At 43.5% G+C, this 25,509-nt stretch carries 28 protein-coding genes; 17 read left to right on the plus strand and 11 right to left on the minus strand.

The window, feature by feature from the left end; translation table 11 throughout:
• The first annotated feature begins 102 nt into the window (after positions 1–102).
• The 3 genes from MARME_RS00895 (at position 103) to MARME_RS00905 (ending at position 1,610) form a co-directional block, all read left to right on the plus strand.
• Positions 103–648, plus strand: a complete 546-nt coding sequence (locus MARME_RS00895; RefSeq protein WP_013659390.1) for a gamma carbonic anhydrase family protein — start codon at positions 103–105, stop codon at positions 646–648.
• A 138-nt stretch (positions 649–786) separates the two neighbouring features.
• Positions 787–1,416, plus strand: a complete 630-nt coding sequence (locus tag MARME_RS00900; RefSeq protein WP_013659391.1) for an RNA polymerase factor sigma-70 — start codon at positions 787–789, stop codon at positions 1,414–1,416.
• Positions 1,413–1,610: a zf-HC2 domain-containing protein gene (locus tag MARME_RS00905; RefSeq protein WP_013659392.1), complete on the plus strand. Its 198-nt coding sequence runs from the start codon at positions 1,413–1,415 to the stop codon at positions 1,608–1,610. The genes MARME_RS00900 and MARME_RS00905 overlap by 4 nt, the downstream gene beginning before the upstream one ends.
• 40 nt (positions 1,611–1,650) lie before the next feature.
• Here the strand turns inward: MARME_RS00905 and MARME_RS00910 are convergent, their stop codons facing one another.
• The 3 genes from MARME_RS00910 to MARME_RS00920 all read right to left on the minus strand — a co-directional run bounded on the left by MARME_RS00910 (position 1,651) and on the right by MARME_RS00920 (position 4,557).
• Positions 1,651–2,535, minus strand: coding sequence for a histidine kinase N-terminal 7TM domain-containing protein (locus MARME_RS00910; RefSeq protein ID WP_013659393.1), 885 nt, complete (start codon positions 2,533–2,535; stop codon positions 1,651–1,653).
• Between the two features lie 126 nt (positions 2,536–2,661).
• On the minus strand, positions 2,662–3,300 hold the full coding sequence (locus MARME_RS00915) for a hypothetical protein (protein WP_223294998.1): 639 nt from the start codon (positions 3,298–3,300) through the stop codon (positions 2,662–2,664).
• 261 nt (positions 3,301–3,561) lie between these two features.
• The gene (locus tag MARME_RS00920) at positions 3,562–4,557 is read right to left on the minus strand and encodes a ketoacyl-ACP synthase III (protein WP_013659395.1); all 996 of its coding nucleotides are present in this window, start codon (positions 4,555–4,557) and stop codon (positions 3,562–3,564) included.
• Between the two features lie 284 nt (positions 4,558–4,841).
• Between MARME_RS00920 and MARME_RS00925 the strand changes: the two genes are divergently transcribed.
• The 5 genes from MARME_RS00925 (at position 4,842) to MARME_RS00945 (ending at position 7,811) form a co-directional block, all read left to right on the plus strand.
• The gene (locus MARME_RS00925) at positions 4,842–5,201 is read left to right on the plus strand and encodes a hypothetical protein (protein ID WP_041647726.1); all 360 of its coding nucleotides are present in this window, start codon (positions 4,842–4,844) and stop codon (positions 5,199–5,201) included.
• A 121-nt stretch (positions 5,202–5,322) separates the two neighbouring features.
• Positions 5,323–5,598: a BufA1 family periplasmic bufferin-type metallophore gene (locus MARME_RS00930; RefSeq protein ID WP_013659397.1), complete on the plus strand. Its 276-nt coding sequence runs from the start codon at positions 5,323–5,325 to the stop codon at positions 5,596–5,598.
• A 14-nt stretch (positions 5,599–5,612) separates the two neighbouring features.
• Entirely contained in the window at positions 5,613–6,509 is an 897-nt protein-coding gene (gene bufB, locus MARME_RS00935) for an MNIO family bufferin maturase (protein WP_013659398.1), read from the plus strand.
• A complete protein-coding gene (locus MARME_RS00940; protein ID WP_013659399.1) occupies positions 6,506–7,255 on the plus strand; it encodes an HvfC/BufC N-terminal domain-containing protein in 750 nt (249 codons plus the stop codon). The genes bufB and MARME_RS00940 overlap by 4 nt, the downstream gene beginning before the upstream one ends.
• 85 nt (positions 7,256–7,340) lie before the next feature.
• Entirely contained in the window at positions 7,341–7,811 is a 471-nt protein-coding gene (locus tag MARME_RS00945) for a DoxX family protein (RefSeq protein ID WP_013659400.1), read from the plus strand.
• A 155-nt stretch (positions 7,812–7,966) separates the two neighbouring features.
• Here MARME_RS00945 and MARME_RS00950 read toward each other — a convergent pair whose 3' ends face one another.
• The 8 genes from MARME_RS00950 to MARME_RS00985 all read right to left on the minus strand — a co-directional run bounded on the left by MARME_RS00950 (position 7,967) and on the right by MARME_RS00985 (position 15,478).
• The gene (locus MARME_RS00950) at positions 7,967–9,586 is read right to left on the minus strand and encodes a methyl-accepting chemotaxis protein (RefSeq protein WP_013659401.1); all 1,620 of its coding nucleotides are present in this window, start codon (positions 9,584–9,586) and stop codon (positions 7,967–7,969) included.
• A gap of 76 nt (positions 9,587–9,662) precedes the next feature.
• Positions 9,663–10,460, minus strand: a complete 798-nt coding sequence (gene znuB / locus MARME_RS00955; RefSeq protein ID WP_013659402.1) for a zinc ABC transporter permease subunit ZnuB — start codon at positions 10,458–10,460, stop codon at positions 9,663–9,665.
• Positions 10,461–10,499: 39 nt separating this feature from the next.
• Positions 10,500–11,285: a zinc ABC transporter ATP-binding protein ZnuC gene (gene znuC, locus MARME_RS00960; protein WP_013659403.1), complete on the minus strand. Its 786-nt coding sequence runs from the start codon at positions 11,283–11,285 to the stop codon at positions 10,500–10,502.
• Positions 11,282–11,788: a Fur family transcriptional regulator gene (locus tag MARME_RS00965; RefSeq protein ID WP_013659404.1), complete on the minus strand. Its 507-nt coding sequence runs from the start codon at positions 11,786–11,788 to the stop codon at positions 11,282–11,284. Before MARME_RS00965 ends, znuC begins: the two co-directional genes overlap by 4 nt.
• Position 11,789: 1 nt before the next feature.
• The gene (locus tag MARME_RS00970) at positions 11,790–12,812 is read right to left on the minus strand and encodes a nickel/cobalt transporter (RefSeq protein WP_013659405.1); all 1,023 of its coding nucleotides are present in this window, start codon (positions 12,810–12,812) and stop codon (positions 11,790–11,792) included.
• A 181-nt stretch (positions 12,813–12,993) separates the two neighbouring features.
• Entirely contained in the window at positions 12,994–13,611 is a 618-nt protein-coding gene (locus MARME_RS00975) for a MarC family protein (RefSeq protein ID WP_013659406.1), read from the minus strand.
• A gap of 334 nt (positions 13,612–13,945) precedes the next feature.
• On the minus strand, positions 13,946–14,515 hold the full coding sequence (locus MARME_RS00980) for a DUF1007 family protein (RefSeq protein WP_013659408.1): 570 nt from the start codon (positions 14,513–14,515) through the stop codon (positions 13,946–13,948).
• A 3-nt stretch (positions 14,516–14,518) separates the two neighbouring features.
• Positions 14,519–15,478 carry a homoserine kinase gene (locus MARME_RS00985; protein WP_013659409.1) on the minus strand — a complete coding sequence of 320 codons (960 nt, stop codon included), beginning with the start codon at positions 15,476–15,478 and terminating at the stop codon, positions 14,519–14,521.
• Between the two features lie 175 nt (positions 15,479–15,653).
• Between MARME_RS00985 and MARME_RS00990 the strand changes: the two genes are divergently transcribed.
• From MARME_RS00990 to MARME_RS01030, 9 genes are all read left to right on the plus strand, one after another.
• The gene (locus tag MARME_RS00990) at positions 15,654–16,742 is read left to right on the plus strand and encodes a GGDEF domain-containing protein (protein WP_013659410.1); all 1,089 of its coding nucleotides are present in this window, start codon (positions 15,654–15,656) and stop codon (positions 16,740–16,742) included.
• Between the two features lie 46 nt (positions 16,743–16,788).
• Positions 16,789–17,895, plus strand: coding sequence for a GGDEF domain-containing protein (locus MARME_RS00995; protein WP_013659411.1), 1,107 nt, complete (start codon positions 16,789–16,791; stop codon positions 17,893–17,895).
• A gap of 180 nt (positions 17,896–18,075) precedes the next feature.
• Positions 18,076–19,242 carry a GGDEF domain-containing protein gene (locus MARME_RS01000; protein ID WP_049787736.1) on the plus strand — a complete coding sequence of 389 codons (1,167 nt, stop codon included), beginning with the start codon at positions 18,076–18,078 and terminating at the stop codon, positions 19,240–19,242.
• A 231-nt stretch (positions 19,243–19,473) separates the two neighbouring features.
• Positions 19,474–22,233, plus strand: a complete 2,760-nt coding sequence (gene polA / locus MARME_RS01005) for a DNA polymerase I (protein ID WP_013659413.1) — start codon at positions 19,474–19,476, stop codon at positions 22,231–22,233.
• 43 nt (positions 22,234–22,276) lie between these two features.
• Complete coding sequence (locus MARME_RS01010) at positions 22,277–23,278, plus strand: Abi family protein (RefSeq protein ID WP_013659414.1); 1,002 nt, start codon at positions 22,277–22,279, stop codon at positions 23,276–23,278.
• 144 nt (positions 23,279–23,422) lie between these two features.
• The gene (locus MARME_RS01015; RefSeq protein ID WP_013659415.1) at positions 23,423–23,770 is read left to right on the plus strand and encodes a hypothetical protein; all 348 of its coding nucleotides are present in this window, start codon (positions 23,423–23,425) and stop codon (positions 23,768–23,770) included.
• Positions 23,757–24,281 carry a hypothetical protein gene (locus MARME_RS01020; RefSeq protein ID WP_013659416.1) on the plus strand — a complete coding sequence of 175 codons (525 nt, stop codon included), beginning with the start codon at positions 23,757–23,759 and terminating at the stop codon, positions 24,279–24,281. The genes MARME_RS01015 and MARME_RS01020 overlap by 14 nt, the downstream gene beginning before the upstream one ends.
• Positions 24,282–24,387: 106 nt before the next feature.
• Positions 24,388–24,978, plus strand: a complete 591-nt coding sequence (locus MARME_RS21250) for a HutD/Ves family protein (protein ID WP_013659417.1) — start codon at positions 24,388–24,390, stop codon at positions 24,976–24,978.
• A gap of 66 nt (positions 24,979–25,044) precedes the next feature.
• On the plus strand, positions 25,045–25,506 hold the full coding sequence (locus MARME_RS01030) for a YHS domain-containing (seleno)protein (protein WP_013659418.1): 462 nt from the start codon (positions 25,045–25,047) through the stop codon (positions 25,504–25,506).
• The last annotated feature ends 3 nt before the right edge of the window (positions 25,507–25,509 follow it).

The raw sequence follows: 25,509 nt of genomic DNA on the forward strand, positions 1-25,509 counted from the left end.
ATGATCATATGTATCACAGGTTATGTTTAATAACATATGTGGTCTTGTGGTAATTTCAATGTCTGAAATGTAATTGATCTAATAAAAAAGCAGGAGTTGAAGATGGTAATGAAAGCATTCCGAGGTCATACACCTACTCTAGGAGCGCGTGTATGGGTTGATGACAGTGCCGTAGTTATAGGCGATGTGGAAATTGGCGAAGACAGCTCAGTGTGGCCTTTGGTTGCGATACGAGGCGACATGCATCGCATCCGTATCGGCAAGCGTACCAGTATTCAGGACAACTCTTGTTTACACATAACTCATGGCAGCACGTACAACCCCGATGGTTTCCCTTTAGAGATCGGAGATGATGTCACTGTGGGTCATATGGCCATGCTTCATGGTTGTACGATTGGCAACAAAGTATTGGTGGGTATGGGTTCAACTATATTAGACGGCGCCGTAATTGAAGACGAGGTCATAGTCGGAGCGGGCTCTTTAGTTCCCCCAGGCAAGCGTCTTGAATCAGGGTACTTATATTTAGGATCACCAGCAAAGCAAGCCCGCGCTTTAACCGAAAAAGAAATAGAATACTTTAGATACAGTGGCCTTAACTACGTCAAATTAAAAGACGAATACCTTGCCGAAGCCGCGTCATCGAACTAAAAGTGACGGAACCAATTTGATCTAGCGCGCTCTAAATAGGTAATTGATAGGAGTTATTACATAAAAAATTATTATTTTGTAATAACTTCTCAAATGCTTCGTCTAATCTTTGAATAAAACGACAGGCCGAGATTTACTATGGAATCAGCGTTATCCAAAAATGAAGGGGAATTTTCCTCTGTTGGTACTTTTAGTGACCCTGTTTATATGCAGGAACTGCGCAATCAGATGATTAAGTTTGCGCGCCTGCAAGTGAGGGACGAAGGGCTAGCTGAGGACGCAGTGCAAGAAGCTATGCTTGCGGCCTACCAACACATCGATCGATTTACGGGAAAAGCGGCGTTTAAAACATGGGTTTTCTCAATATTGAAAAACAAACTCATTGATCTGCTAAGAAAAGAAAAACGACATACTGCAGCGAGCCAGCTTGAAGAAGGCGAAAACCTAAACGGTGATGCGTTAATGGATGTGCTGTTTGCAAAAAATGGACATTGGAATAAAAGCGAACGCCCTCAAAAGTGGGATGACCCTGACCATGGTGTGGAAAACAACCATTTTTGGCGCGTGTTCGATGCTTGCTTAAACGAACTGCCAGAGAGATACAGTCGTTTGTTTATGATGCGAGAATTTCTTGAAATGGAAACGCCGGAAATTTGCGAAAATGAAGCTGTGACGGTTAGTCATCTTAACGTAACGTTATATCGAGCACGTTTGCGTTTGCGAGAATGCCTTGAAGATTGCTGGTATCAGTCGGAGGCAAAACAATGATGATGAAATGCACAGAGGCTACTCAGATGTTGTCCGAGCGACTGGATCGTAAGTTGTCTACCAAAGAAAAGCTGTCGTTAAGCATACATACCGCAATGTGCTCTCCTTGTCGTCAATTTGGCGAACAAATGAAAGAGCTACGCGACATTACTAAGGTCTACAAAGATCTGAATAACGTCGAAACCAAAGAATAACCTGTTCAAGTGCTCAGCCGGAGGCTGTAGAGAGTTATCTCTACTTTTTTGGTAATTTCCGGCTGAGGCTGCTTTCAGAAATATTGAGGGCTTTTGCGACTTCCTTCTGTGTATCAAAGTACTGATTGGCATTCTTCACAACCAACTCTTCTACTTCTTTTAGAATTTCTTTCATATTGACACTTTCGCCAGAAGCAGGGAAATACAGCTTTTTAGACAGTGACTTAAGCTTTAAGTAGAACACGCGTTCACTGGAATAGGGGATGTATTTCATTGTTCTAAATACATCGTGTTCATCGTAGTTTCCTCTAAATATTAATAGCATAAAGCAAAGTGTAACAGAAAGAACGCCTACCATATTGATTGAAACTCCTAATTCCATGAGCAACATTACGATTAATGCAGTGATGATCGTAGGAGATAGAGCAAGGAATACGATTGTAGATCTTTTGCGTGCAATGACTTCTGTTTGCTTCGAAGTGTTCATGATAAGAATTCTCAATGACAAGGCGAGCAGGACCAGAGCATATATTTGAAATGCAAAGTAAAACTCGCCAGCAACTCTTGTAATAGAGTGATTGGGGAGCAACGTGAAGCCTGTTATTATTTTATCTGAAAATACGACTACTGCGCTCATGAGTACTGCGGATAGAAGAGATATTTCGTGTTTTACATATCGGAAGCTACTCGTTATTTGTGAGCAGATTATGAAGAGGTATACCGCTGCAAAGCAAGCTGCACAATAATATAACTTAAGTACTAGTAAATCATATCCCATTCTGAATAGCGTTAACAGTTCAAAAATATTTAGAAAAGTAATCGATATAAGGAATGACAAAAGGTATCTTTGTTTTCGAATGGCTGGCTTGAGTAACAAAAAAAACTTTATTAGTAGCGCTGTAATTGAAGGTACTATCCATAGCATAATTTACTCCTTTCACAAACTGTACTATGTAGTCGAGTTTTTATGAACTTTAGAGGTTGTTATTCTCTACTATCTTTGTGTGCGCTTTTAGCACAGTTGACGTTAAATTTCTTAGTCTTCTTCACGCTAAGACTTTTCTCTTTTTGGTAGCTTTCTACTTAGGCTGCTTTCAGAAATGTTTAGGATTCTCGCAACCTCTTTTTGTGTATCGAAATATTGGCTTGTGTGTTTTACCACCAGTTCCTCCACTTCTTTTAACAGCTGCTTCATATCGACACTTTTGCCTGATGCCGGAAGAGAAAAACGTATTAAAATGGATCTTAACTCTAGGTGAAACTTGCGCTCTTTCGAGAACGGCACAAACTTCATCATCACAAAGAGCTTGTGTTTGTCAGTAAGGGAAATAAATGCAAATAGCATCACGCAATTCGCTAGAGATAGAAAGCCTGCCATGTTTAGCTTATAGCCCAGCTGCATTAGAATTACGATGAGCACCGCAATTGTAATAAAGGGGGCAAATGAAAGTATTGCGACCGTGCATCGTTTTTTTGTCAGCACACCACCCTTGGCGATTCCAATGATCAAGGCAGAGATAGCTAGGAATAGAGATATTAAGATATAGAGTTGGAAAACTATGTAATAGTTGCCCGTAATTCTGGTAATAGACCCATTTGGAAGTAACTGATACCCTGATATCAAGAGATCGCTAAACAAAATGCCTGCGGACAAAAGGTAGGCGATTAAGGGACTTATAATATTCTGCAAAATCCTGAAAACGCCTGAAATTTCTGTACATACTACCAAAAGATAAAGCGCAACAAAGATTGCGCTGCAATAGTAAAACTTTAAAAGGAGGAAATCGTAGCCCAGTCGAAAAAAGCAAAGTAGTTCGATAGCGTTCAGGAAAAGCGTTGCCAGCAAAAAGTAATAGAAATACTTCTGCTTAGATACATTTGAGTAAAAAAACAAATAGCACTTAATTAACAGTGCTAGAGCTGATGGCAACGCCCAGATCATTTTATATCCTTAAAAAATTATTCCGCTCTGGCTAATTGACATTCCACTTCCTGCACCGCCAACCAGAACCTTTTCACCGTGTTCCGGTTTGGCATTGTATATATTGAACGGAATAGTTACTGTAGCAATATTACCATAGTCTTTATAAGAAATGGGTGTAATTTCAGGCGAGACATTAGCCATGCTAGACATACGAATATGGGGCTTCTTCCCGACTTGATGGCAAATGAAGCGTCCGACATCTAGCGAACTCCAGTTCAGATAAGAGTATGTTTTCTCAATCATAGCAGAGTGCAGGCGAATCATCATCGAACTGATTTTTCCCATTACCATTTGTCCGTTATATCCGTTTTTTGTTGCACCTATTTTGCAAAGATCGGCATATTTTCCGTTTGTATAAAGATTATAGAATTGAAATCCTCTTGTATCTGTTTTGGGGGTTAGAATCATAGCCGCTCCGCCATCACCAAGTGTCAGTGCTCCTATCTCTTTTTTTAAATCTGCCTTATTTTTTTTTAATTTATCTATGTAGTGGGAAGTAATATCTGTAGTCACTTCTCCAGTAACAACTAACACATGAGTGGCATTGCTGCCTTGCATAAATTGGTCTGCGATCATTATGCCATTCATAAAACCATGACACGCATTTGACACATCGAAGCAAATGGCGTTAGTACAACCTAGTTCATACTGAACTTTATGAGCGATAGAAGGTTCTATCCACTCTTTGCTTATACCGCAAAAAATAACCGCATCGATTTCGCTCGGAGAGATTCCGCTCGTTCTCAATGCTTCCTCGCCTGCTTTTATAGCGAGAGTGCTCGGTAATTCGTCCGGTCTAGCGACGCGTCTTTTTTCGATGCCACATACGTCATCTAGCCAACTTTCCGATAGGCCATAGTTCTTCTCCGAGTTGATTTCAAACATCAGTTCCTTTGATGTCACAACTTGTTCAGGAAAGTAGGCACCGATGCCCGCAATTTGACAATTGCCTTTGATTATCATGTTTTGATCTCCGAATAATTTGCAACATTGCGTTTTCGATCATCTAACGTCGGAGCACGATTCCAAAGCGGAAAAATATGGTATTTCACAAACGAAATCGCTATAAAAGGTGGATTTCATATATGGAATTATGTTGTTAACCTTATGATAAATATAGTAAAAATAATAAATTCGAATTGATTTCGGATTGCATAAAAAAAATGGCTTTAATTGCTCTAAAAGTTTTGACTTAGACGCTTTAAAGCTCTCTACTAGAGACTAGTTTTTGGCAAATGGAGTAGGGAATGATGCTAAAAGATATGCGAACTAGTTCCTTTTCTAGGGATGGAAATGCAGGTCAGGCAATCGATCATTTATCTGAAACTTCTTTCACTAGAGAAGAAGTTGACCACCTCCATGCACTTATCGTGCGATTAATCCAAACTGGCGGACAATACGAATTGTTAGATATTGCAACCGCCGCCGCAATATTACACAAGCCCGAATGGATGGAAGAACTCTCTGCTCATTTAGAGGCAAGTGGTGTCAACATGAATCGAAATACCGCAGATTTGAATTACGCGATTAAAGCTGCATGGGAAAAGTTTTCACAAGGAACACCGTTAGAAGCGGCGTCTTATATTCTTAAGAACTTTGTTTTGTAAGACATAAAAGAAAACAAAAAAAATATCGAATTTTTTGTAAGAACCTCCTAACTTGATACGACAAAGCAATGTAACAAATAAAATGATCTGTTGTTAATCGTCTAAAAGTGAGGAATTGGTTATGAATAAATCTAAAGCTTCTTTGGCACTGGCTCTTGGTACTGCTGTCGCAATCTCGGCTGTGGCTGTTCCTGCTCAGGCTGCAAGCAAAGAAAAATGTTACGGTGTTGCCTTAGCTGGCCAAAATGACTGCGCAGCTGGCCCGGGCACTTCTTGTGCAGGTACTTCGAAAACGGATTATCAAGCAAATGCATGGAAACTGGTTCCCGCTGGCACTTGTACTGATATGAAGTCTGAAACGTCTTCGACAGGATTCGGTCAACTGAAAGCATTCTAAAACGGATACGATTGATGTTTAGCCGTTTTAAGTCAAGCGGAAGTCGATCTTCCGCTTCTGGCTTTCCCTTCGCACCTTCTCAGGTGCTGTCTGGGGTGAGCTTAAAACCTGCCTATTACCACGAAATTTTAGAGTCTCGTCCTAAAGTCGGGTTCTTTGAAATTCACGCTGAGAACTATCTTAGTGACGGTGGGCCAGGCCCGTTTTATCTCGAAAAGATACGATCTCTTTACCCCATTACGATTCACGGTGTTGGCATGTCTATTGGTTCTGAAACGGCCATTGATAGAGACCACCTTGATCGTGTTAAGAGACTTGTAGACCGTTTTCAACCCGAGGTGTTCTCCGAACATTTAGCTTGGTCGACTCATGGCCCTGCGTATCTCAATGATTTGTTGCCAGTGGCATACAACAAACGCACACTTGATCGTGTTTGTTATCACATAGATGAGCTTCAAGATCACTTGAAAAGGCGAGTCTTGATAGAAAACCCTTCCACCTACATCGCGTTTAAAACAAGCGATATGAGCGAAATTGAGTTCATCAGCGAGATGGCATCGCGCACGGGGTGTGGATTACTATTAGACGTGAACAATGTCGAAGTGAGCTGCTTCAATCACGATACTGACCCATATGATTACCTAAATAATTTTCCTCATCACGAAGTAGGGCAAATTCATTTAGCGGGTCATACCTTGGATGAAAACCCTGTTCGACCTCTGAAAATAGACAGCCATGACGCTGCTGTGGATCAAGATGTCTGGTCTTTGTATCGGCATACTCTCAAGCTAGCAGGCGATATGCCGACTTTGATTGAACGTGACGGGAACTTGCCCTCGTTAGCGGCCTTAATTCAAGAGGCCGAACACGCTGATGCGTTGCGAAAAATGATGAAAAAGGAAGTGGTATGAATCAGTCGGACTTTGTTATTTCCCTCTTGAATAATCACGACACGGCATTGAGCGGGTTGGCGGGCAGTACTGAAGAAAATAAAGCGAGATTCAATGTTTATCGAAATAATGTGTTTTCTTCTTTAATCGACGCATTAGGCGATATATTTTCGGTGTCTAAGCAACTTGTTGGTGAGGATTTTTTTCGGGCAATGGCCCGAGTTTACATTGCAGACAATCCGCCACAGTCTCCTATTTTGAGTCAATATGGAGACCGCTTTCCCGAGTTTATAGAGGCGTTTGAACCTGCTAAAAGCGTATCGTATTTGGCAGAACTTGCTTATGTAGAGAGAAATTTACTCACGTTGACGCACAGCGCGGAGTCTCCAACGCTGACTCTCGACGAAGCGCGTCATCGATTAAGTCAAATTCAGGACCCCGCGAAACTGGTATTGGTTCTTCCAAAAACAACCTTTCTTTGCCAATACCGTTATGCCGTTGGGTCGATTTGGTGGGCGCATCAGCCTAAGTCTTTGTTTAAGCTTGCGTCTATCGACATTGAGATGCCGGAATATGTGCTATTTGCTAAGGCACACTTGTATGGGCAATGCTTTGTGCTAAACGCTGATGAAGCGTATTTCTTAAACGCACTGATCGAGGGTAAAGGGTTTGAGGATGCTATTCCGAACAGTGAATCATTTGATTTAGGCGGATCATTGGCTAAATTCATGGAATGGCAACTCTTTGAGGCAATAGATGAACGCTAAAGCTAAGTGCAAATTAGAATGCTTTTGCACTTTTTCTAACGAGAACTGAATAACCGAGCTTTAAAATAACAACTAAGGAACCCGCATGCTTGAAAAAATTAACTGTCTATCGACGACATTATTTGAAAAAATACCTGAATCTCTTGTGTTGTTCGTTGCGCGTTTTTCAATCGCCGCCGTATTTTGGAAATCGGGTCAAACTAAGATCGAAGGTTTTTCCTTAGATATTATCAGCATGAAGTTCCAACTTGGGATGCCTAGACTGGCTGAGTCTACGGCCTTTCTGTTTGAATATGAATATGGGTTACCATTGATTCCGCCTGCGATCGCTGCTGTGTTAGCGACTGTTGCAGAACACGTTTTGCCTGTTTTAATTCTGTTTGGTTTCTTTACTCGATTTGCCGCACTCGGCCTTGCTGGGATGACGTTGGTTATTCAAACCTTTGTGTACCCAGATGCCTACCCAACTCACGGCACTTGGTTAGCCATTTGCTTATTGCTGATGCTGCGCGGAGCCGGCTCACTGTCATTGGATCGTGTTCTGTTTAAAAAATAAAACGTTATCCGAGTGATTGTCATGCGGCGATAAAGAAAGCTCTTTGCATGTGAAAGCCATAAAAAACGCCCATCTAAAAGTGGGCGTTTTTTATGGCTTTTTATGTTGTAAGGCAATCAAATAAGCCACCTTACAATGATTAGCAAGATATTAGGCTAAGGTAGACGAAACGTCGAAGTTGCGCTTTGGGTGGCATTCGCTGCCCCTGTTAGATCGTCTGACAGCGATGCCAAGGTTTTCGCCGCGAGATTGTTCTCTTGGGTAGCCGCGACAATTTCACGAATTCTATTGGCAATGCCTTCGGCTTCCTCAGCTTGATGCTGAGCGAGTTGGTTTAAATTGTCTAGGCTTTCTAAGGATTGGGCCGAATCTTGCTCTAACTGGCTCAGAGGCTCTACAACACTGTCAATTTGCGCGACTCCTTGGCGCATTTTCTCTTGACCGTGTTCCATCTCCTTAGACACTTGAGAAGCTTGTGTACTGATGGACGTGATGATCTTATCAATGGATTCCGTAACATCAGCTGTATTATTCGCAAGATTTCGAACCTCATCGGCGACAACAGCAAACCCTCTGCCACTTTCACCTGCTCGCGCGGCTTCAATAGAGGCGTTTAACGCCAGAAGATTCGTCTGTTCGGCAATGTTTCGAATATTAGTGACAAATTCGGCTACTTCAGCCGCGTCTTCATTGAGTTTTGCTACGGCTTGCGAGGTTTCGTCAATGTAGCTTGCAACCGAAATGATGTCCTTTGAGGTCGCTGATATGACCGACGAACCTTTTTGTGCAAGCTCGTGGGCCGTTTGAGCTTGGTTTCGTGAAACGGAAACATGCGAGGCCATGCTGCGGATGTCGTCTGTTAAACCGTTGACCGAGCTTTCTATTTCACTTGCCATACTGTCTTGCGTATGCGAGCTGGTATGTACTTGGTTAACGGTATGACCCATGTTCTCTGTGGAGGTCACAACGGTCTGTGCGCTGCTATCAATGCGTTTAATGACCTCTATTAGACCATTGCGCATTGATTCAACACTTGAAACGAGTTCTTCGAATTCGCCTTTTGCTTGAATGTTTGCTTTGTGGCTTAGATCGCCTTTTGCCACGTTTGTTAATAGCGTGATCACTTGTTTAAGCGGTGTCACGATACTATTAGTGATAAGGATCGACATTACCAGTCCAGCGATGATCGCAGTAATACCAGCAACAATAGTGATGATGCTGGCCGTTTCTGTCTCATAGAGCACGTCTTGTTGATTTTTTGCCATCATCGAACGCTGACGTTCAGATAATTGGTTTGCTTGATCTAAGAAGGTTTGAAGCGCTTGTCGAGTGGGCCCTGCCATCTGCATTTTTGCATCAGATTGTTCGCCAAACTCAATGGCCTCAACAGTTGATTGCAGTTCGGCTTGATAAGCCGTTTTTTGTGCCGCCAGTTTAGTCACCAGACTGCTGCCTTGTTGGGTAGTGACTAAGGCTTGCATTTCCTCTAGGATCGCGTCCATTCGAGCGTTTCGCTGGTCGATCTCCTTATATATATCAACGCGTTGATCCCGCTCTTCCAAAACAAATAAGAGTAACAAGCGACTGGCAAGACTTTCTGCCTGAATATTCAGCTCACTGCTTAATTCCACTAACGCGGCGTTCTCTTCAACAATTTCTTCCAAATTAGTGTTGAGAGATTGTAGGCGAGAAATAGAAAGCCCAGAAATCATGACTAACAAGACGAGCAGCAGAATATAACTAGCTCGTAGTCGGCTTTTTATACTTGTAAACATAGTGTTAACGCACTCCTTTCGTATGAATTACCGTTAGACGAAGGATAGGCGTGATTTATGACAGACGCGAGCGTATTTATATTACTTTTTTGCTCCTTGTCGGTATTGAGTAGGCAACCAAAAATAACGTTGCGGCGCAAACGACCACACTTGGACCTGTTGGTGTGTCCCATTGATACGATGCCCAGAGGCCGCCACATACTGAGAGACAGCCGATCAAACTGGCCATCGACGCCATTTGAACGGGAGTTTGCGACAGTTTACGCGCTGTCGCAGCGGGAATGATCATTAGCGAGGTAATGAGCAAAACGCCCACTATTTTCATCGCGATGGCGATGACCAAGGCAACCAGCAACATCAGTAAAAGACGAGTGGTTTCAACTGGGTACCCTTCAACCTTTGCAAGTTCTTCGTTAACCGTCATTGCCAAAAGTGGTTTCCAAAATACGGCAAGCAGTAGTAAAACGGCAATGCCGCCACCGTAGATCCAGTAAAGATCATTTTGACTAACGGCAAGCAGGTCGCCAAATAAGTAACTCATCAGGTCGATGCGCACGTCATCTAGAAAGCTGACAGCGACCATGCCTAAGGAGAGTGAAGAATGAGCCAAGATGCCCAGCAATGTGTCAGTCGCAATAATATGTTTCTTTTGTAATGTCACCAAAGCGGCTGCCAACCCAACACACAAAACGATGATGGCTAAGTTTAAATTCACATCAAAAAGGAACCCAAGTGCAATGCCGAGCAGTGCGGAGTGCGCTAGTGTGTCTCCAAAGTAGGCCATGCGACGCCACACGACAAACGCGCCTAAAGGGCCCGCAATGGCCGCGACGCCCAGTCCACCGACTAATGCTCTAAACATCAGCTCGATCATGAATAAATCTCCGAATATGAGTAAATAAAATTAAATGAGTTAGTGAGAACAGTTTTGTGTGTGCTGATGCGCATTCTGATCTTTTGTTTTGGCCTTTATGTCGCCATGCTCATCGTGTTCGTGATCATGATGGTGTGCGTATATCGCCAATGATTCTGCGCCTGGAATTCCAAATAAGGCTTGATAGGCTGGGTGACCTTTTACATGTTGCGGTGTGCCAGAGCAGCACACATGCTGGTTAATGCAGACAACGGTGTCTGTTTGAGCCATCACTAAATGCAAGTCATGGGAGATCATTAAAACACCGCAATTTATCTCGTCGCGAATTTTTACAATGAGCTTGTATAGTTCTATCTGTCCGTTGACATCGACGCCTTGTACTGGCTCATCCAGTACCAGTAAATTTGGTTTATTAAGCAGTGCTCTTGCTAAAAGAACACGTTGAGTTTCTCCGCCAGAAAGTACACGAACCTGAGAGTTGACTAGGTGTTCAATGCCAAGTTTTTTTAATGTTGGGAGGATGTCTTTTTTATCAACGTTTCTGACAAGCCCAAGAAAGTGTTTTACGGTCAATGGCAGTGTCGGGTCGATATGAAGCTTTTGAGGCATGTAGCCAATGCGCAAGTCTTCATGTCGCGTTACTTTTCCTTCAGTTGGGCTTTGTAGACCCAATAGCGTTCTAATTAGGGTGCTTTTACCACTGCCGTTGGGACCAATCAGGGTGACGATTTCGCCTCGGTGTAAACGCACATCTATGTTGGATAGCAATTTCCGTTCGCCAAATGTGATGCCGATATTGGACAGTTCTGCTAAACAAGTACTCAAGTGCGTGGCCCCTCATTTTGGCTATTTTGGCAGCGTTGGCATAAGCCGGTTAATTCAATGGTCTCCGAGCGAAGTTGGAAGCCATGCTCTGCTGCTTTATTGATTAAGCTTTGGTGAATATCTTGATAATCAAACTCCATCACGTTTTGGCATTCATCACAGATCAGAAAGTAGCCCTTGTGCGGCTTATCTGCATGTGAACAACCTAGGTACGCGTTCATTGACTCTACTTTGTGTATCAGTCCTGCACTGAGTAGAAATTCCAGTGCACGATAGACCGTTGGTGGTGCAGAGTTAAAGCCTTCTTCTGATAATTTAGCCAGCAGCTGGTACGCGCCCAGCGGTCGATGGCTTTGCCAAATCAGCTCAAGCGCGCGTCTGCGTACTTTGGTCAGTCTCTGTCCATGCTCGGCACACAATGATTCGGCCGTGGATAACGCCTGCTCGATACATTGGCCATGATTGTGACTTGAATGAGTTGTGTCGTTTGATTGTTCTGTCATATTAAAATAGTGCGCGACTGGTTGTCAGATCGCTCCAAATCATTGAGGCGCTAATAATGATAAGCGCAAATGAGGCAAAATAGCCAAACCCTGTTTGCAAGCGTTGACGCCAAATGCCGTGACTCCAATGTGTGCTTGCTCCCCTAACCATAACACTTGCAATCGCAAGAATTGAAACTGTAATCGCTGTGCCTAGTGACATCGCGAAGGTCGATAGAATGCCCCATTTTAAAATATCGGCGCTAACAGAGAACAGCAAAACCAAAACAGCGCCCGAGCATGGGCGTATTCCAATGGCCATGATCATAGCCCAAACACTTCTTTTTGCCGCTTTCGTCTCAGAGTGAACGTCTCGTTCGTTTGAGTGTTCGTGGTGCTCATGCTGGCATGTGTGGCTATGTTCGTCGTGGTGTTCATGATCGTGCTGATTGTCATGTTTATGGACATGTTCATGAGAACAAGTGTGCTCGTAAGTGTGATCACACGTACTAGCATGATGGTGAAGATGGTCTTGGCTGTGGTCATGACCACAACTGGATTTTCCTCTAAGCATACGAGAGAGCATCCAAACGCCAATAAGACCAACCGCTGCGAAGCTTGCTAACTCAAAAAATCGACTTATCTGGACGGCTTTTCCAGCAACTGAAAAAAGTTGCGCCATAATCAGAACCACCGTAACGGCCATAAGGCCTTGTGCCATTGCACTTAGAAAGGCAACTGAGATGCCTTTTTTGAGAGGGGCTTTACTTGCCAACATATAAGAGGCGATCACGGCTTTACCATGTCCTGGACCCGCGGCATGAAAAACACCGTAGCCAAAGCTGACTGAGACCAAGGACCATAACAGCGCCATATTCTCACCTTTTGAGAGCCCTCGAACGGCGCTAACTAGACTGCGATGAAACTCTCTTTGATACGTCATGATCCATTGTGTAAAATCCTGATATACCGACAGGTCAAAAGCCCATAAACTGCCAGAAGCGATTGCCAGACCAAAACCGATTAACCATTTCCAAGCTATCACACTAATACCCTAAACCTTTATTCTGTTTCATCTAATCCTACTGCGTTTGAGCCGTACTTCCTACTGTCTCAACATTCTATACAGAGTGATTGAAAGCGTAAAAGTTCCGTAGGGTATCTTTATAAAATGTTACTTTATAACATTTTTATTCAAAGACGTTAAAGATGCAACTGTTTTGTCCTTATGTTACGTCAACAGGGGCTAAAAAGCCCATGACGCCACTCATAAATATTTGGGCTGCCATTGCGGCGAGTATTAATCCCGTGATTTTAGATAAAATGTTTAAGCCCGTACGACCTAACAATTTTTCGATTAACGAGCCTGAATAAAGAATAACGAGTAACGTCGCTAATGCGAGTAGCAGCCCAGTTAACCCGATAATTAAATCCCAGCCTTTGAAATCCGCACCGTAAACTAAGATTGTCCCTATCGTGGCAGGGCCAATAATGGTTGGAACCGCAAGTGGAACGACGGAAATATCGTCTCGTTCTTCGTTTGGCATGCCTCCTGTAACATGGTTTCTTGTGCCATCTTTTACAAGGCTGAGCGCTGACATAAACAGCAAAATGCCGGATCCAATTCGGAACGAATCAAGTGTAATCCCTAATACTTTGAATAAAGCCCCACCAAAAAATAACAATATGATTGCAATCGATATTGCTGCAATGATGGCTTTGTTGGCTACTTTTTTCCGCGCCTCGGCAGATTCGCCGCGCGTTAACGCGAGAAACATGGAAAGAACGAAAAATGGCGCGAATAGGAAAAAGAACTTTATCCAAGTTGAAATCAATAAACTCATTATTAAGGGTATCCAACGAGTGCAGCACGTTTCATAAGTCTTCTAATGAAAACAATGACCCTATTGGGCCGTTATGTTCTTAAAAGAGCAACGATTTGGAAGGCTAAACGTCGTCTATGCTTCCAGCGTGCTGATTTTATGAACACCATCGACCGGTAAGTCGATGGACGAAAGACCCTATGGCTTGTGGCCATAAGGTCGTTTTAAAAGATGGGATTGTACGGAAAATATGGGCAATGAAAAGGCAAAATTACCGTGTGCACCGAATTCAAAAACGCGATGCACTTACTAGTTTATTTTACACTCATGGTCGCTATAGTGATGGTTGTGATCGTTAGGGATCACAACGCAAGTCAACCCATGCTTCGATCTGATACGCTTCGGCGTCTCGCACCGTTGGCGTACAGGTTTCAGCTAGTCTACCTGACAAGTTGAGTAACCCAGACTCAGGTACTACCATCGCGAAATAATTGGACTCGTCTCCAAACGCGAGGCTTAACGTGTGGCTTTGAAGGTTGACCTTGTTAGGAAGAGAAACGCCAAGCTCCATTTGCAGCAATTGATTGTTTACTTCTACATCGGTAACGGTATAGGAAGCTGGAGTCACATCTTCGCCATCCACTTTTACTCGAATAAAGTAACTAGACTTTTCTAAGTTTTTTAGTGCTTCGGCGGTATTGAATTTTTCCTGTCCATCAAGGGTTCCGTCCCCATCGACATCAAACTCGGCAATTAGACTGGCGCTAGTAAAAAGGTCAAATTCCCAATGGGCCGATACCGCATCTACGGACGGCGAGTCTATTTTTAACGAATAGTCAGAGTCCACCCAGATATGAGGGTGTGCTTGAGCTAGGGTAAAGCCAAGCAGTGCAAGAGCACCGGCAATACAATGACGAACAGACATGGTCTACTCCACTAAATTTGGTGTGTAACGAATTCTTGCTTCTAGAATACGCTGCAACTCTTTCGGGTCATGTTGTTGAGCGAGTCGCTCAGCGTCGTGTTTGGCTCCGTGCCATGCTTCAAGCCGAGATAGCCAAAAGCGCATTGCAGCTGCTTTTTGCATATAAGGCCACGCATTAATTTCTGCTGCATTTGGTTGGCGTTCGTGAATATAAGCATTGACCAAAGCGTGATATTTTTCCATATCTAACTCGCCAGTCTCAATGTCGGAACACCAGTCATTTACAACGATTGCTAAGTCATACATTAACCAACTGTAGCAAGCATTGTAGAAATCGATAATAGCGGATAATTCTTCGCCTTCAAATAACGTATTGTTATAAAACAAGTCAGCGTGAATCGTCCCTTTTGGTATTTCATCGTCGTGTTTCTCGATGAACGCATCAAATTCACTGATTTGTTCGAGCAACAAATGCGCTTGCTCTGGTTCAAGTTCCGGTGCAAGTTGTTTCGATGTCTCTCGCCACCACTGCATACCTCGATGACTTTCTCTATGTTCTGAGAAATCCAATCCAGCGGTATGTAATTTGGCCAGTGTTTCCCCCATCATCTTGCAAGACTTGATTGTCGTTTCATCGAGCAGTCCGCCAGCAAAACAATCGACGATAATCGCAGGTCGATCTTTAATAATACGTAGGCGTTCCCCGTGGCAATCTATCAGCGCTGCAGGCACATTAAAGCCTTTGTGTTTCAGATGTGCGACGACATCTAAGAAGTAAGGTACCTCTTTATATTCAAATTCTTCAAAAAGAGTTAGAACGTATTTCCCTGTCGTCGTGGTCAAAAAGTAGTTTGTGTTCTCAACACCGCCAGAAATGCCTTGATACGAGATCAGTTCGCCTAAGTAATAATCAGCGACCAAGTCGCGCATGTCTGAGTCCGCAAGGGAAGTGTAAACGGCCAAGTTGTGGTACCTAATTCGAATAGTTTCTATGAATGTCGTGTGTAAGACTGCTAATGCTCCACAATTGAAATCCAAAGGTCAATTCGTAACAAGGATTAAATAGCAATTCGACCAAGAAAATTCTGATTATGAACTAGTATGAAAGGAAGTGATCAGACAAAAGGACATGTGATAAATGGGTTATTCGCCTATTCAGTATGAGTCATTCGTGAGTGCGACGTATCGCATATTAGTTGGCTGTATTGCCGCCTGTATGATGATTATTTTGTTTTACGTGATTTACCCACCAACGTATTCAGCCTACCTGATAAGTGGTTGCTATGCCTTATTCATACTGATTTGTATCAGTCTTTATGCGTATTTGGCGCCGCGGTCCCATATTATTTTTATTGCCCCCGCTCTTAAAACGGTGTTTCTAACGACCTTTCTTCCTCTCAATTGGTATTTTGTTGTCGGAGCTTGGATGGGAAAGTGGCGCTTAGTCGATGCGTTTCCCCCTATTACTGCTTTTATCATTGTGACGAGCATCGTTGTCTTGACCCTGCTGCATTCGAGAAATGTTTTTTGGGCGGTCGGGATCAGCTGGATGCTACAAGCGATTCCCGTGCTTTCCTATCTCGTGTTTCATGTCGATGAATTGCTCAGTCTTCGTGGACTGGAACTTTTAGCGACCTATGGCCCAACCAGCTTATTTATTTTTGTGATTATTCCTCATCAAAAAGGGATCTACTTTAAGTATAAAACGTTAACAAACCGTATTAATAAGGCACGACGCGATGCAGACCGAGATATTTTGACCGATTTACTCAATCGGCGGGGACTTGAGCGGTGGTTACAGAGCATGCCAATGGATACGTCCATTGCAGTGATCTTGGCAGACATCGATCATTTTCAACGCCTTAATGACACTAAAGGTTATGATGCAGGAGATCGAACCTTAGTGGAACTGGCGTCGCGATTGCGGACGGTTTATCAGGGAGAGCACCGATTAGCCCGCTGGGGAGGAGAAGAATTTTTAATCATTCTGGTAAACCCAGAAGAAGAAAAGCGAGAACAGAATGCGGATGCTTTCAGACTCGCTCTAGATGACATGCCATATAAAGAGGACTTAGAGCATAAAGTGACGCTGAGTTTGGGCGTCTCTAGCATTGATAAAGCGGCACGATTTCAATGTCTGCTAAAACAAGCTGAAGAGTCGATGTTGTTCGCAAAACGTCATGGTAGAAACCAAACGAAGTTTTATCGTCCATCGGATGCAGAGTAGTTTATGGTCTCAAGGTTGACCCCACGTGCTTGTTTAAGGGTTTGATATGGATGAAAAAACAATTCCTTTAGGGTTTGAAAACGCATTTAAGAGAATGGTGGTTGCGGCGTTGGGCGGTTCCGCATTTTTTCTCGCACTCTATAGTGTTTTTCCTCCCGAATTTGAGTCGCATTGGATGGGGGCGCTGTATGCTTTTAGCAATCTCGCTATTTTGGGGCTTTTCTTGCAGTTCGCCCCGCAGTCTAAATTGAAATGGATCATCATTGGTCTGCAATTTAGTTTTGTGACGACGTTTATCCCTATTTCTTGGTATTTTGTGATCGAAGCATGGCGTGAGCACTGGACATTAGTGGAAAGCTTCCCACCTATTTTGCCTTTTATCGTTGTGTCATCGGCAATGGTCATATTACTGATGAACGTAAATAGACTGCCCTATTATATTGTTGGGAGCTGGTTCCTAATTGCGATTCCAGTCGTTACCTATCTTTTTTTCCATCCCGTTGAACTGACGTCCCCTCGTGGATTGGAGTTTCTGTTTGCATTTGGGCCAGCGAGCGTGTTTTTTGTGCTTGTCGTTCCCTATCAGATGACATTTGCGAATAAATACCACCGAATGTTGACCTTATTGCAAAGAGCACGAGACGAAGCTGATCGAGATTACGTCACTGATTTGCGAAATCAAAGAGGATTAGAAGAGTGGGCAAAACACGTTAGCATCAAAACGCGTTCTATGGTGTTGTTGGCGAGAATTGATAATTTTTCTCACCTAAAAAAAGAGTATGGGCACGATGCGAGTGATCGACTGTTGGTCGAGTTTTCATCAAGACTTCGCATTGTTTATCAAGGGGGGCATGTTCTTGCCAAATACAGGGAAAATGAGTTTCTAATTGTATTGGTCAATCCTGATATTGATGAAACCGAGAATGTCGCAGACGACTTTCATTCTTGGTTGAGCGCGACAGGGTACAAAGACATTGATGATGAGTCTGTCGCTGTCAATATAGGCGTGTCGAGTATCGGAACGTTTGAACAATTTGATGACTTAGTCGACCAAGCGAATCAGGCTCTGGACAATATTAAGGAGCAGGGAGGTGCACCAGTGCAATTTTATGTCGAGAGTGTTTCCACGAGAGTACAGTCAGCCACGACTTAGTTTCCAATCTTATCAGTAGTGCCATAAATAGCTTACGACTAAAGTCGTAGTCTGGTGGTTATTGCTAGACAATTAGTTGGTTATGTCTTACGGTGCCTTATATCTCTAAAATTTATATCTCCCGTGGGTTGTATCTCGTGAGCGGAAAATGGGACTGTAGGAGCGGGTTTGGGCTCAAAGATGAAATGGTTTGCTTCAGTCAAAAATGAAAACGCATTGTCTTCTATTTCGGCGGAGCAACGAGGGTTTAATATTCTTCGCATTATGATCTTTGGTTGCACTTTAATTGGCCTATTTTTCTGCGGCTTTTTCTGGATACTCCCTCCTATATCCGAGCTGTATATTTGGTTTTGCGGCTATTTCGCCATAGCAATGGCGTTGCTATTACTCTACTCCTTAATAACGAGTGTTGAGAATGCGAATAAATTGGAGCTTGGGATCCAGTTAATTTCCTTGTCGACTTTTTCGCCGCTGACTTGGTTTTATGTTGGAGGCGCATGGCTTGGTACGTGGCGTCTTATTGACATGTACCCTCCGATTTCTGGCATGGTCTTGGTTGCCATGTCCTTGTCTATTTTGTTTTCGCATTCGTTTCAGTTTCGTCAATTTATCTTGCTGCTCTTTCTATTTAATACCATTCCAGTATTGAGTTACCTCGCGTTTCATATGGATGAACTTGTGACACTGCGTGGCGTTGAGCTGATGACTAATTTTGGCCCAATGATGTTGCTGCTCATTTTTGTCTTGCCTTATCAAATGCATTTCGGGAAATATGTCGATACCTTGCGTAATCGGCAAAAAAGAACGGAACATGAGGCGGAACGAGATTACTTAACCGATTTATACAACCGACGCGGCTTTGAAAATAGAAAAGAGACGTTAGCGAGTGAGACTCAGGTGGCGACACTTCTAGTTGATGCCGATCATTTCAAGCACATTAACGATACTTTCGGACATACAGTCGGTGACAAGGTATTAGTGGAGCTGGCTTCTAAACTAAGAGGGATTTATTTGAATGAGCATTTTGTGGTTCGATGGGGCGGGGAAGAATTCTTAGTGTTGATCGTGAATCCCGACCCTGAACAGCTTAAGGCGATTGCCGATGATTTCCATGCTAGTTTATGTACAGAACAGTATCGAGCCATAGCCCCAAGAGCGTTAACCGTTAGCATTGGTGTCTCTAACATGGGACCACTGTCGCAATTCGAAGCGCTTTTTGAGCAAGCCGATCATTGCTTGTATAAGGCGAAAGAGCGTGGTCGTAATCAGGTTCGTCTGTTTTCGCAAGAAACGAATGAATTTGGGAAAAACAGCGCCGCTACAACCAGTTACTTTCACCTACCTTAATGTTTCTTTTAATACGCTTGCCTGTTTTCTCTCGCGTTGATTAGCTTTTTTCCTTAGTTCGCTAGCAGTCCTTCAATTTACTCGTTTCTATACGACCTGAATATTTCGTTCATGCTATGGGTGCTGTACTGGCTTATGTTAGTCTATTACCAATTTCTAATGACTAATTTTATAGCCCGTATTTGATGCGCTTTTGTCTAAGTGCATTTGGGCTATTTGTGAGGATTCCCCATGTCGGATCAGACAAAAACAGCACCAATGGTTTTGGTTGATGGCTCTTCTTATTTATATCGTGCTTTCCACGCTATTCCACCTTTAACCACGAGTGACGGGCAGCCAACCAATGCGGCGCGTGGCGTTATCAGTATGATACGTAGCCTGATCGGCAAATACCCAGAATCGCCTATCGTCGTGATATTTGATGCAAAGGGTAAAACCTTTCGCGATGAAATCTACAGCGAATATAAAGCTCAGCGTCCACCTATGCCAGATGACCTTCGTTTGCAGATCGAACCGATCCATCGGATGATCGAAGCCATGGGCTTACCTCTTGTCATTATTGAAGGTGTCGAGGCGGATGATGTTATTGGTACGATCGCTAAGCAAGTAGGAGAGGCGGGTCGTGATGTTATCGTTTCCACAGGCGATAAAGACATGGCTCAGTTGGTTACAGATAAAGTAACACTAGTAAATACCATGACAGATACGGTTATGGACATCGCTGGCGTCAAAGATAAGTTCGGAATTCCCCCTGAGTTGATTATCGACTACCTCGCCTTAATGGGCGATAAAGTCGACAACATTCCTGGTGTACCAGGAGTGGGTGAAAAAACCGCCCTCGCGTTGTTACAAGGCATTGGTAGCATTAAAGATATCTATGAGCGCTTAGATGATATCGCACCACTTGGTTTTCGTGGTTCAAAAACCATGTCGAAAAAAATGGAAGACAACCGCGACATGGCGGAGCTTTCATACACATTAGCGACGATAAAGTGCGATGTTGAGTTACCCTTTGACATGCATGCATTGAAAAACGAGCCGGCTAACAAAGAGGTACTGCGAGAGTGGTTCCAAAAGCTGGAATTCAAAACTTGGTTACGTGACATAGATAAAGCGCCGATGGCTGCAGGTACCACAGTGAACGATTCGGATGAAGGCGAAGACACGCCTGCAGTCAGCGATATTGAGGTTCAATATGAAACGGTCTTGGATAAAAGCCAATTTAACCAATGGCTAGAACAACTTAATCAAGCGGAGCTCGTTGCTTTCGATACAGAAACGACCTCTCTAAATTACATGCAAGCTGAGTTGGTTGGTGTTTCGGTTGCTATTGAAGCGGGCAAAGCTGCCTACATTCCGGTGGCACACGATTATGAAGACGCCCCAGAGCAGTTAGACCGAGACTGGGTTCTTGAACAACTAAAACCTTGGCTTGAAGACGAAGGCAAAGCGAAAGTCGGTCAGCACCTTAAATACGATGCAAATGTTCTGAATAACTACGACATCACATTGCGTGGCATCAAATTCGATACCATGCTCGAATCGTATGTTTTTAATTCGACTGGCACTCGTCATGATATGGACAGCTTATCGTCTAAGTTCCTTGGTCACTCTACGGTGAAATTTGAAGACATCGCAGGAAAAGGCGCTAAGCAGAAGACGTTCAATCAGATTGACCTTGAACAAGCTGCTTTTTACGCAGCAGAGGATGCCGATATCACACTGCGTTTGCATCAAGCCATTTTACCTAAGCTTGAGAAAACGCCTGAGCTTGTTAGCGTGTTCAGTGACATTGAACTGCCTCTTGTGCCTGTTCTGGCAAAAATGGAACAAACAGGCGCTTTAATTGACCCAGATCGTCTTCATGCTCAAAGTGCTGAAATTGCATCACGTCTGCAAGAAGTTGAAATCAAAGCGCACGAAGAAGCAGGACAAGAATTTAATCTAAGTTCTCCCAAACAGCTGCAAGAAATCCTGTTCGAAAAGCAAGGGCTGCCTGTTATTAAGAAGACGCCAAAAGGTCAACCTTCTACAGCGGAACCGATTCTTCAAGAGTTAGCAGAGAACTACGAACTGCCTCGTTTGATTATGGAGCACCGAAGTCTGGCAAAATTGAAGTCGACTTATACTGATAAGCTGCCTGAGATGATCCAGCATACTGGCCGTATTCATACCTCCTACCATCAAGCAGTAACGGCGACAGGGCGTTTGTCTTCCACTGATCCAAACCTACAAAATATTCCGATTCGTACTCAAGAAGGGCGTCGCATTCGTCAAGCCTTTGTCGCACCGGAAGGGCATAAACTCGTAGCGGCCGATTATTCTCAGATCGAGCTTCGTATCATGGCGCATTTATCACAGGACAAAGGGCTACTCGATGCCTTTGCCCACGATGAAGACGTACATAAAGCAACAGCAGCGGAAGTCTTTGAAGTCGCAGTAGATGACGTGACAGCTGAGCAACGTCGTCGTGCCAAAGCGATTAACTTCGGTCTTATCTACGGCATGTCGGCATTTGGTTTGGCTAAGCAGCTGGGTATAAGTCGCCCCGAAGCGCAAAAATATGTACAACGTTACTTTGAGCGTTACCCTGGTGTGCGCACTTACATGGAAACAACTCGTGAAAACGCCAAAGAAAAAGGTTACGTAGAAACCATTTTTGGCCGTCGTTTGTACCTGCCAGAAATCAAAGCGCGTAACGCCATGATGCGACAAGCAGCAGAGCGCACTGCGATTAACGCACCGATGCAAGGCTCCGCAGCCGACATCATCAAACGTGCCATGATCAAAATGCACAATTGGCTGGCTGACACCGATCTAGGCGTCAAAATGATCATGCAAGTACACGATGAATTGATCTTCGAAGTCGCTGAAAAAGACCTCGAAGCGGCACAGGCTAAAATCATCGACATCATGCAAAACTCCACCGAAATCGACGTGCCTTTGCTGGTGGAAGCGGGTGTAGGTGATAACTGGGATGAGGCGCACTAAAACGCGCGATAGAATGTAAACCAAGTGCAGCAAGGACGCTGACATGAAGTATGAAAAGCCGTGGCTGAGCTACGAACAGCAACTAGACAAACTCATTTCAAATGGACTTATTGTTGACAGCAGAAGTCACGCTCTATCTTCTCTGGAACGAATTGGATATTACCGCCTAAGTGGTTATTGGTATCCATTTAGAGAAAGGTCGGAGCTTTGTTGCGCCTATAGTCCAACTATTAAAAATCCGAATAAAAAACAAAAAAGAGAAACCAAACTCGTTTTTGATAACTTTATGCGTGGTGCGCGCTTTGAAAGTGCCGTGAATCTTTATATCTTTGATAAGAAACTAAGGCTATTAGTGCTCGATGCGTTAGAGCGTATTGAAATAGCGCTTCGAGTTGATATTTCGCATTTACTTGGACAACTGAGCCCTTTTGCATATTTGGAACCAGACTATTTCAAAGACATATTTAGTAAGCGTCTTAACCCCAAGACAGGCGTAATACCTCAGCATCAATGGCTTCAAAACCACGCACAACTTATATCCCGTTCTAGAGAAGAGTTTATCTTACATGCAAAAGAAAAATATGGGTTACCCGTTCCAATTTGGGTAGCTTGTGAAGTATGGGATTTTGGCACTTTATCTCGACTTTTCAAGGGAATGCTGCCAGAGCAGCAGACAGTGATTGCACGCAAGTACGATATAGAAAAGGGGGAAACATTGGAGTCTTGGCTACGATGTTTAAACTATTTGCGTAATGTCTGTGCGCATCACAGTCGCCTCTGGAATCGCAATATGATCGAGCAACCCAAGCAAGAAGGTCTAAAAGACATCAAATACATCCATAAAAGACTAAGCTCTCACTCTGTGGCAAGACCATTTTTACAATTTTGTTTGGTACAGCACTTATTAAGTAAGATAAACCCTAACTCTACGTGGTGGAATCGTCTATTAGATTTGTTAGATGTATTTCCGTGTCTGAATGAGCAAGGCATAACTCTAGAAACAATGGGAGTGATTGAAGGGTATAAAGATTGGAATTGGCAATAAAAAACCCCTAAGCAGATGCATCAAAATTGACGTCTCTGAAAGGGGCCGTGTTAAGGTAATTATGTACCAAGACGATATTATACGCAACGTCAGGCGGAAGATACGTGCTAGTTTTACGTTTCAGGCAACTAAGGAAGGTTTGCAATGGACAAAGGTTTTTGTCATATCGAAGGCTACGAGCCCAGTAGCTTAACGTTATCCGTTCTGGATGATATAGAAAGAGTCTCTCGTTTAAGTAAAGTGCTTGAGTTTGGTTTAGCGGGAACGCCGCTCTTTCAGATTTTTGCTGGGCGTTCCTCATACTCAGGAACGGGTGTATTGAGCGCTGGTTGGAACGCGACTACCTATGACTGGAAGCTGTTTCAAAGTGCTTTGAGTTCTGTTTCTAGATTAAGAAAAGGGATGATCTACAAACATGCATCTATGGCTTATTTGCGCTCTATAGGTAAAGACAAGAAGTTTTGGAGGTGTGTCGCGAATGCAGCATCATAATAGCTACAAAGTTCTTTTACTCCTCTCAATGTACTTTTTCGGCGAATGTGCTTTAGCTGATGAAAGTGCTGTTCAATCTAAATTATTCATGAGCGATGCAATCGTACGATTCGAGCAGGCTAAACAGGGCTTATCAAATAGGGCGGAGTATTGTTTTGAACAGGAGGAACAGAATACCGTCAGCTTGAATGACGAATGGTTTTTGGCGCAGGCAGAAAATACTCAACAGACAATTTTGTTTGCTTTGTCGATAAAAGCGATGGATCGCTGTATGTCTGATGCTCGAAGTGCATTTACTTTAGCTGTGTTTAATGTCGCTGTTGAATCTGGCGACACAGAAAAGCTTGAGGCGTGGTATGAACTGCGTCGTATAGAGTCTTTCGCAGTGCCCACTAATTTGGCTAAAAAAGAAACGGTAGAACTGTTGAGTTCGTTGGATCAAAAAGCGTTACTTCGATTAAGTAAACACCCTGAATTGAGTAAGCCTTTTCGTATCCAAAACTTTCCATAATGGGTTGATTGACTAGAGTATTTCTAAAAATAGTAGCGCTAATTTTACTTGTCTATACAACTTGTTTTTAGGTTACTATACCAATCTTTTAATAGGAGGCTGGTTAGTGACTAAAACATATCAAATTACCCCATCAAGCTCGTTCAAGCGGATGCCGTGGAAAAACGGCTTAGGTGAAACGCTGGAAATTATTCGAGTGGAAGATGAACAAGGCGTTCTGTTTCGTATCAGTCAGGCATCGGTTGTGGAAGACGGTATGTTTTCCGATTTCTCGGGCTTACAGCGTACCTTGGTATTGCTCTCTGGAAAAGGAATGACACTTTCCCATTCGGGCGAATTTAGCAGTGAGAATGTGTTGCAAGCGCCGTTAGATACGGCCTGCTTTTATGGCGGAGATGAAACCATTGCAACACTTCATAGTGGTGCGATTGAGGACCTAAATATTATGGTTCGAAAAGGAGCGTTTAAGGCTCATGTTCAGCCGCTCAATGATGTATGTGATTTTACTTTCGAGGTGTCACTGCCTTCAAGATTTAAGGGCATCTATGCTTTGGTTGACAGTGCTTTACAACAGTCTGAAACAAACGAAGAAATTCACGTATTAGCTGGGTCTATTATTCAGTGGGAAAACGAAAGTCACGTCGCTTTTAAATGGTTACAAGGCAAAGCGGTCGCGATTCAGATTGAATCTCAGTGATTCTTGTAAGAAATCAACCTTGTTGTGCGACAGACCTGTATTACTTGCACAAAAGGAACCGCTGACATGCGTGGACTTATTTTATCTCTAGTTTTGTTATTTCCCCTTGGGCTTTTTGCCAACGAACTGGTCAGTACGAGTTACTGGAGCAATACGGCGATTGGTGGTCATGATACAACCGCTTACCATCAAGTTGAGTTAGATCGCCCATCGCGTTTGGCGGAAGGAAGCCCACGCTTTACCGTGAAATGGAACGGCGCAGAGTGGCATTTTGCATCACAAGCCTCGGCGGATAAGTTTTCGATGAAGCCTGCTGAATATGCCCCAAGCTACAATGGTTTTTGTGCCAATGCTTTGAGTTTAGGAGAGGGGAAAATACGCACAGATGGCACAGTATGGGAATTTTTTGGCGATAAACTTTATCTTTTCTATGCAGAACGTGGCCGTCAGCGCTGGCTAAACGGCGATTGGCAGCAATATAAAGCGCAAGCCGATACTGCATGGGCAGACATAATATTTGAGCGTTGAGAC

This window comes from Marinomonas mediterranea MMB-1 (assembly GCF_000192865.1).
GTDB lineage: Bacteria > Pseudomonadota > Gammaproteobacteria > Pseudomonadales > Marinomonadaceae > Marinomonas > Marinomonas mediterranea.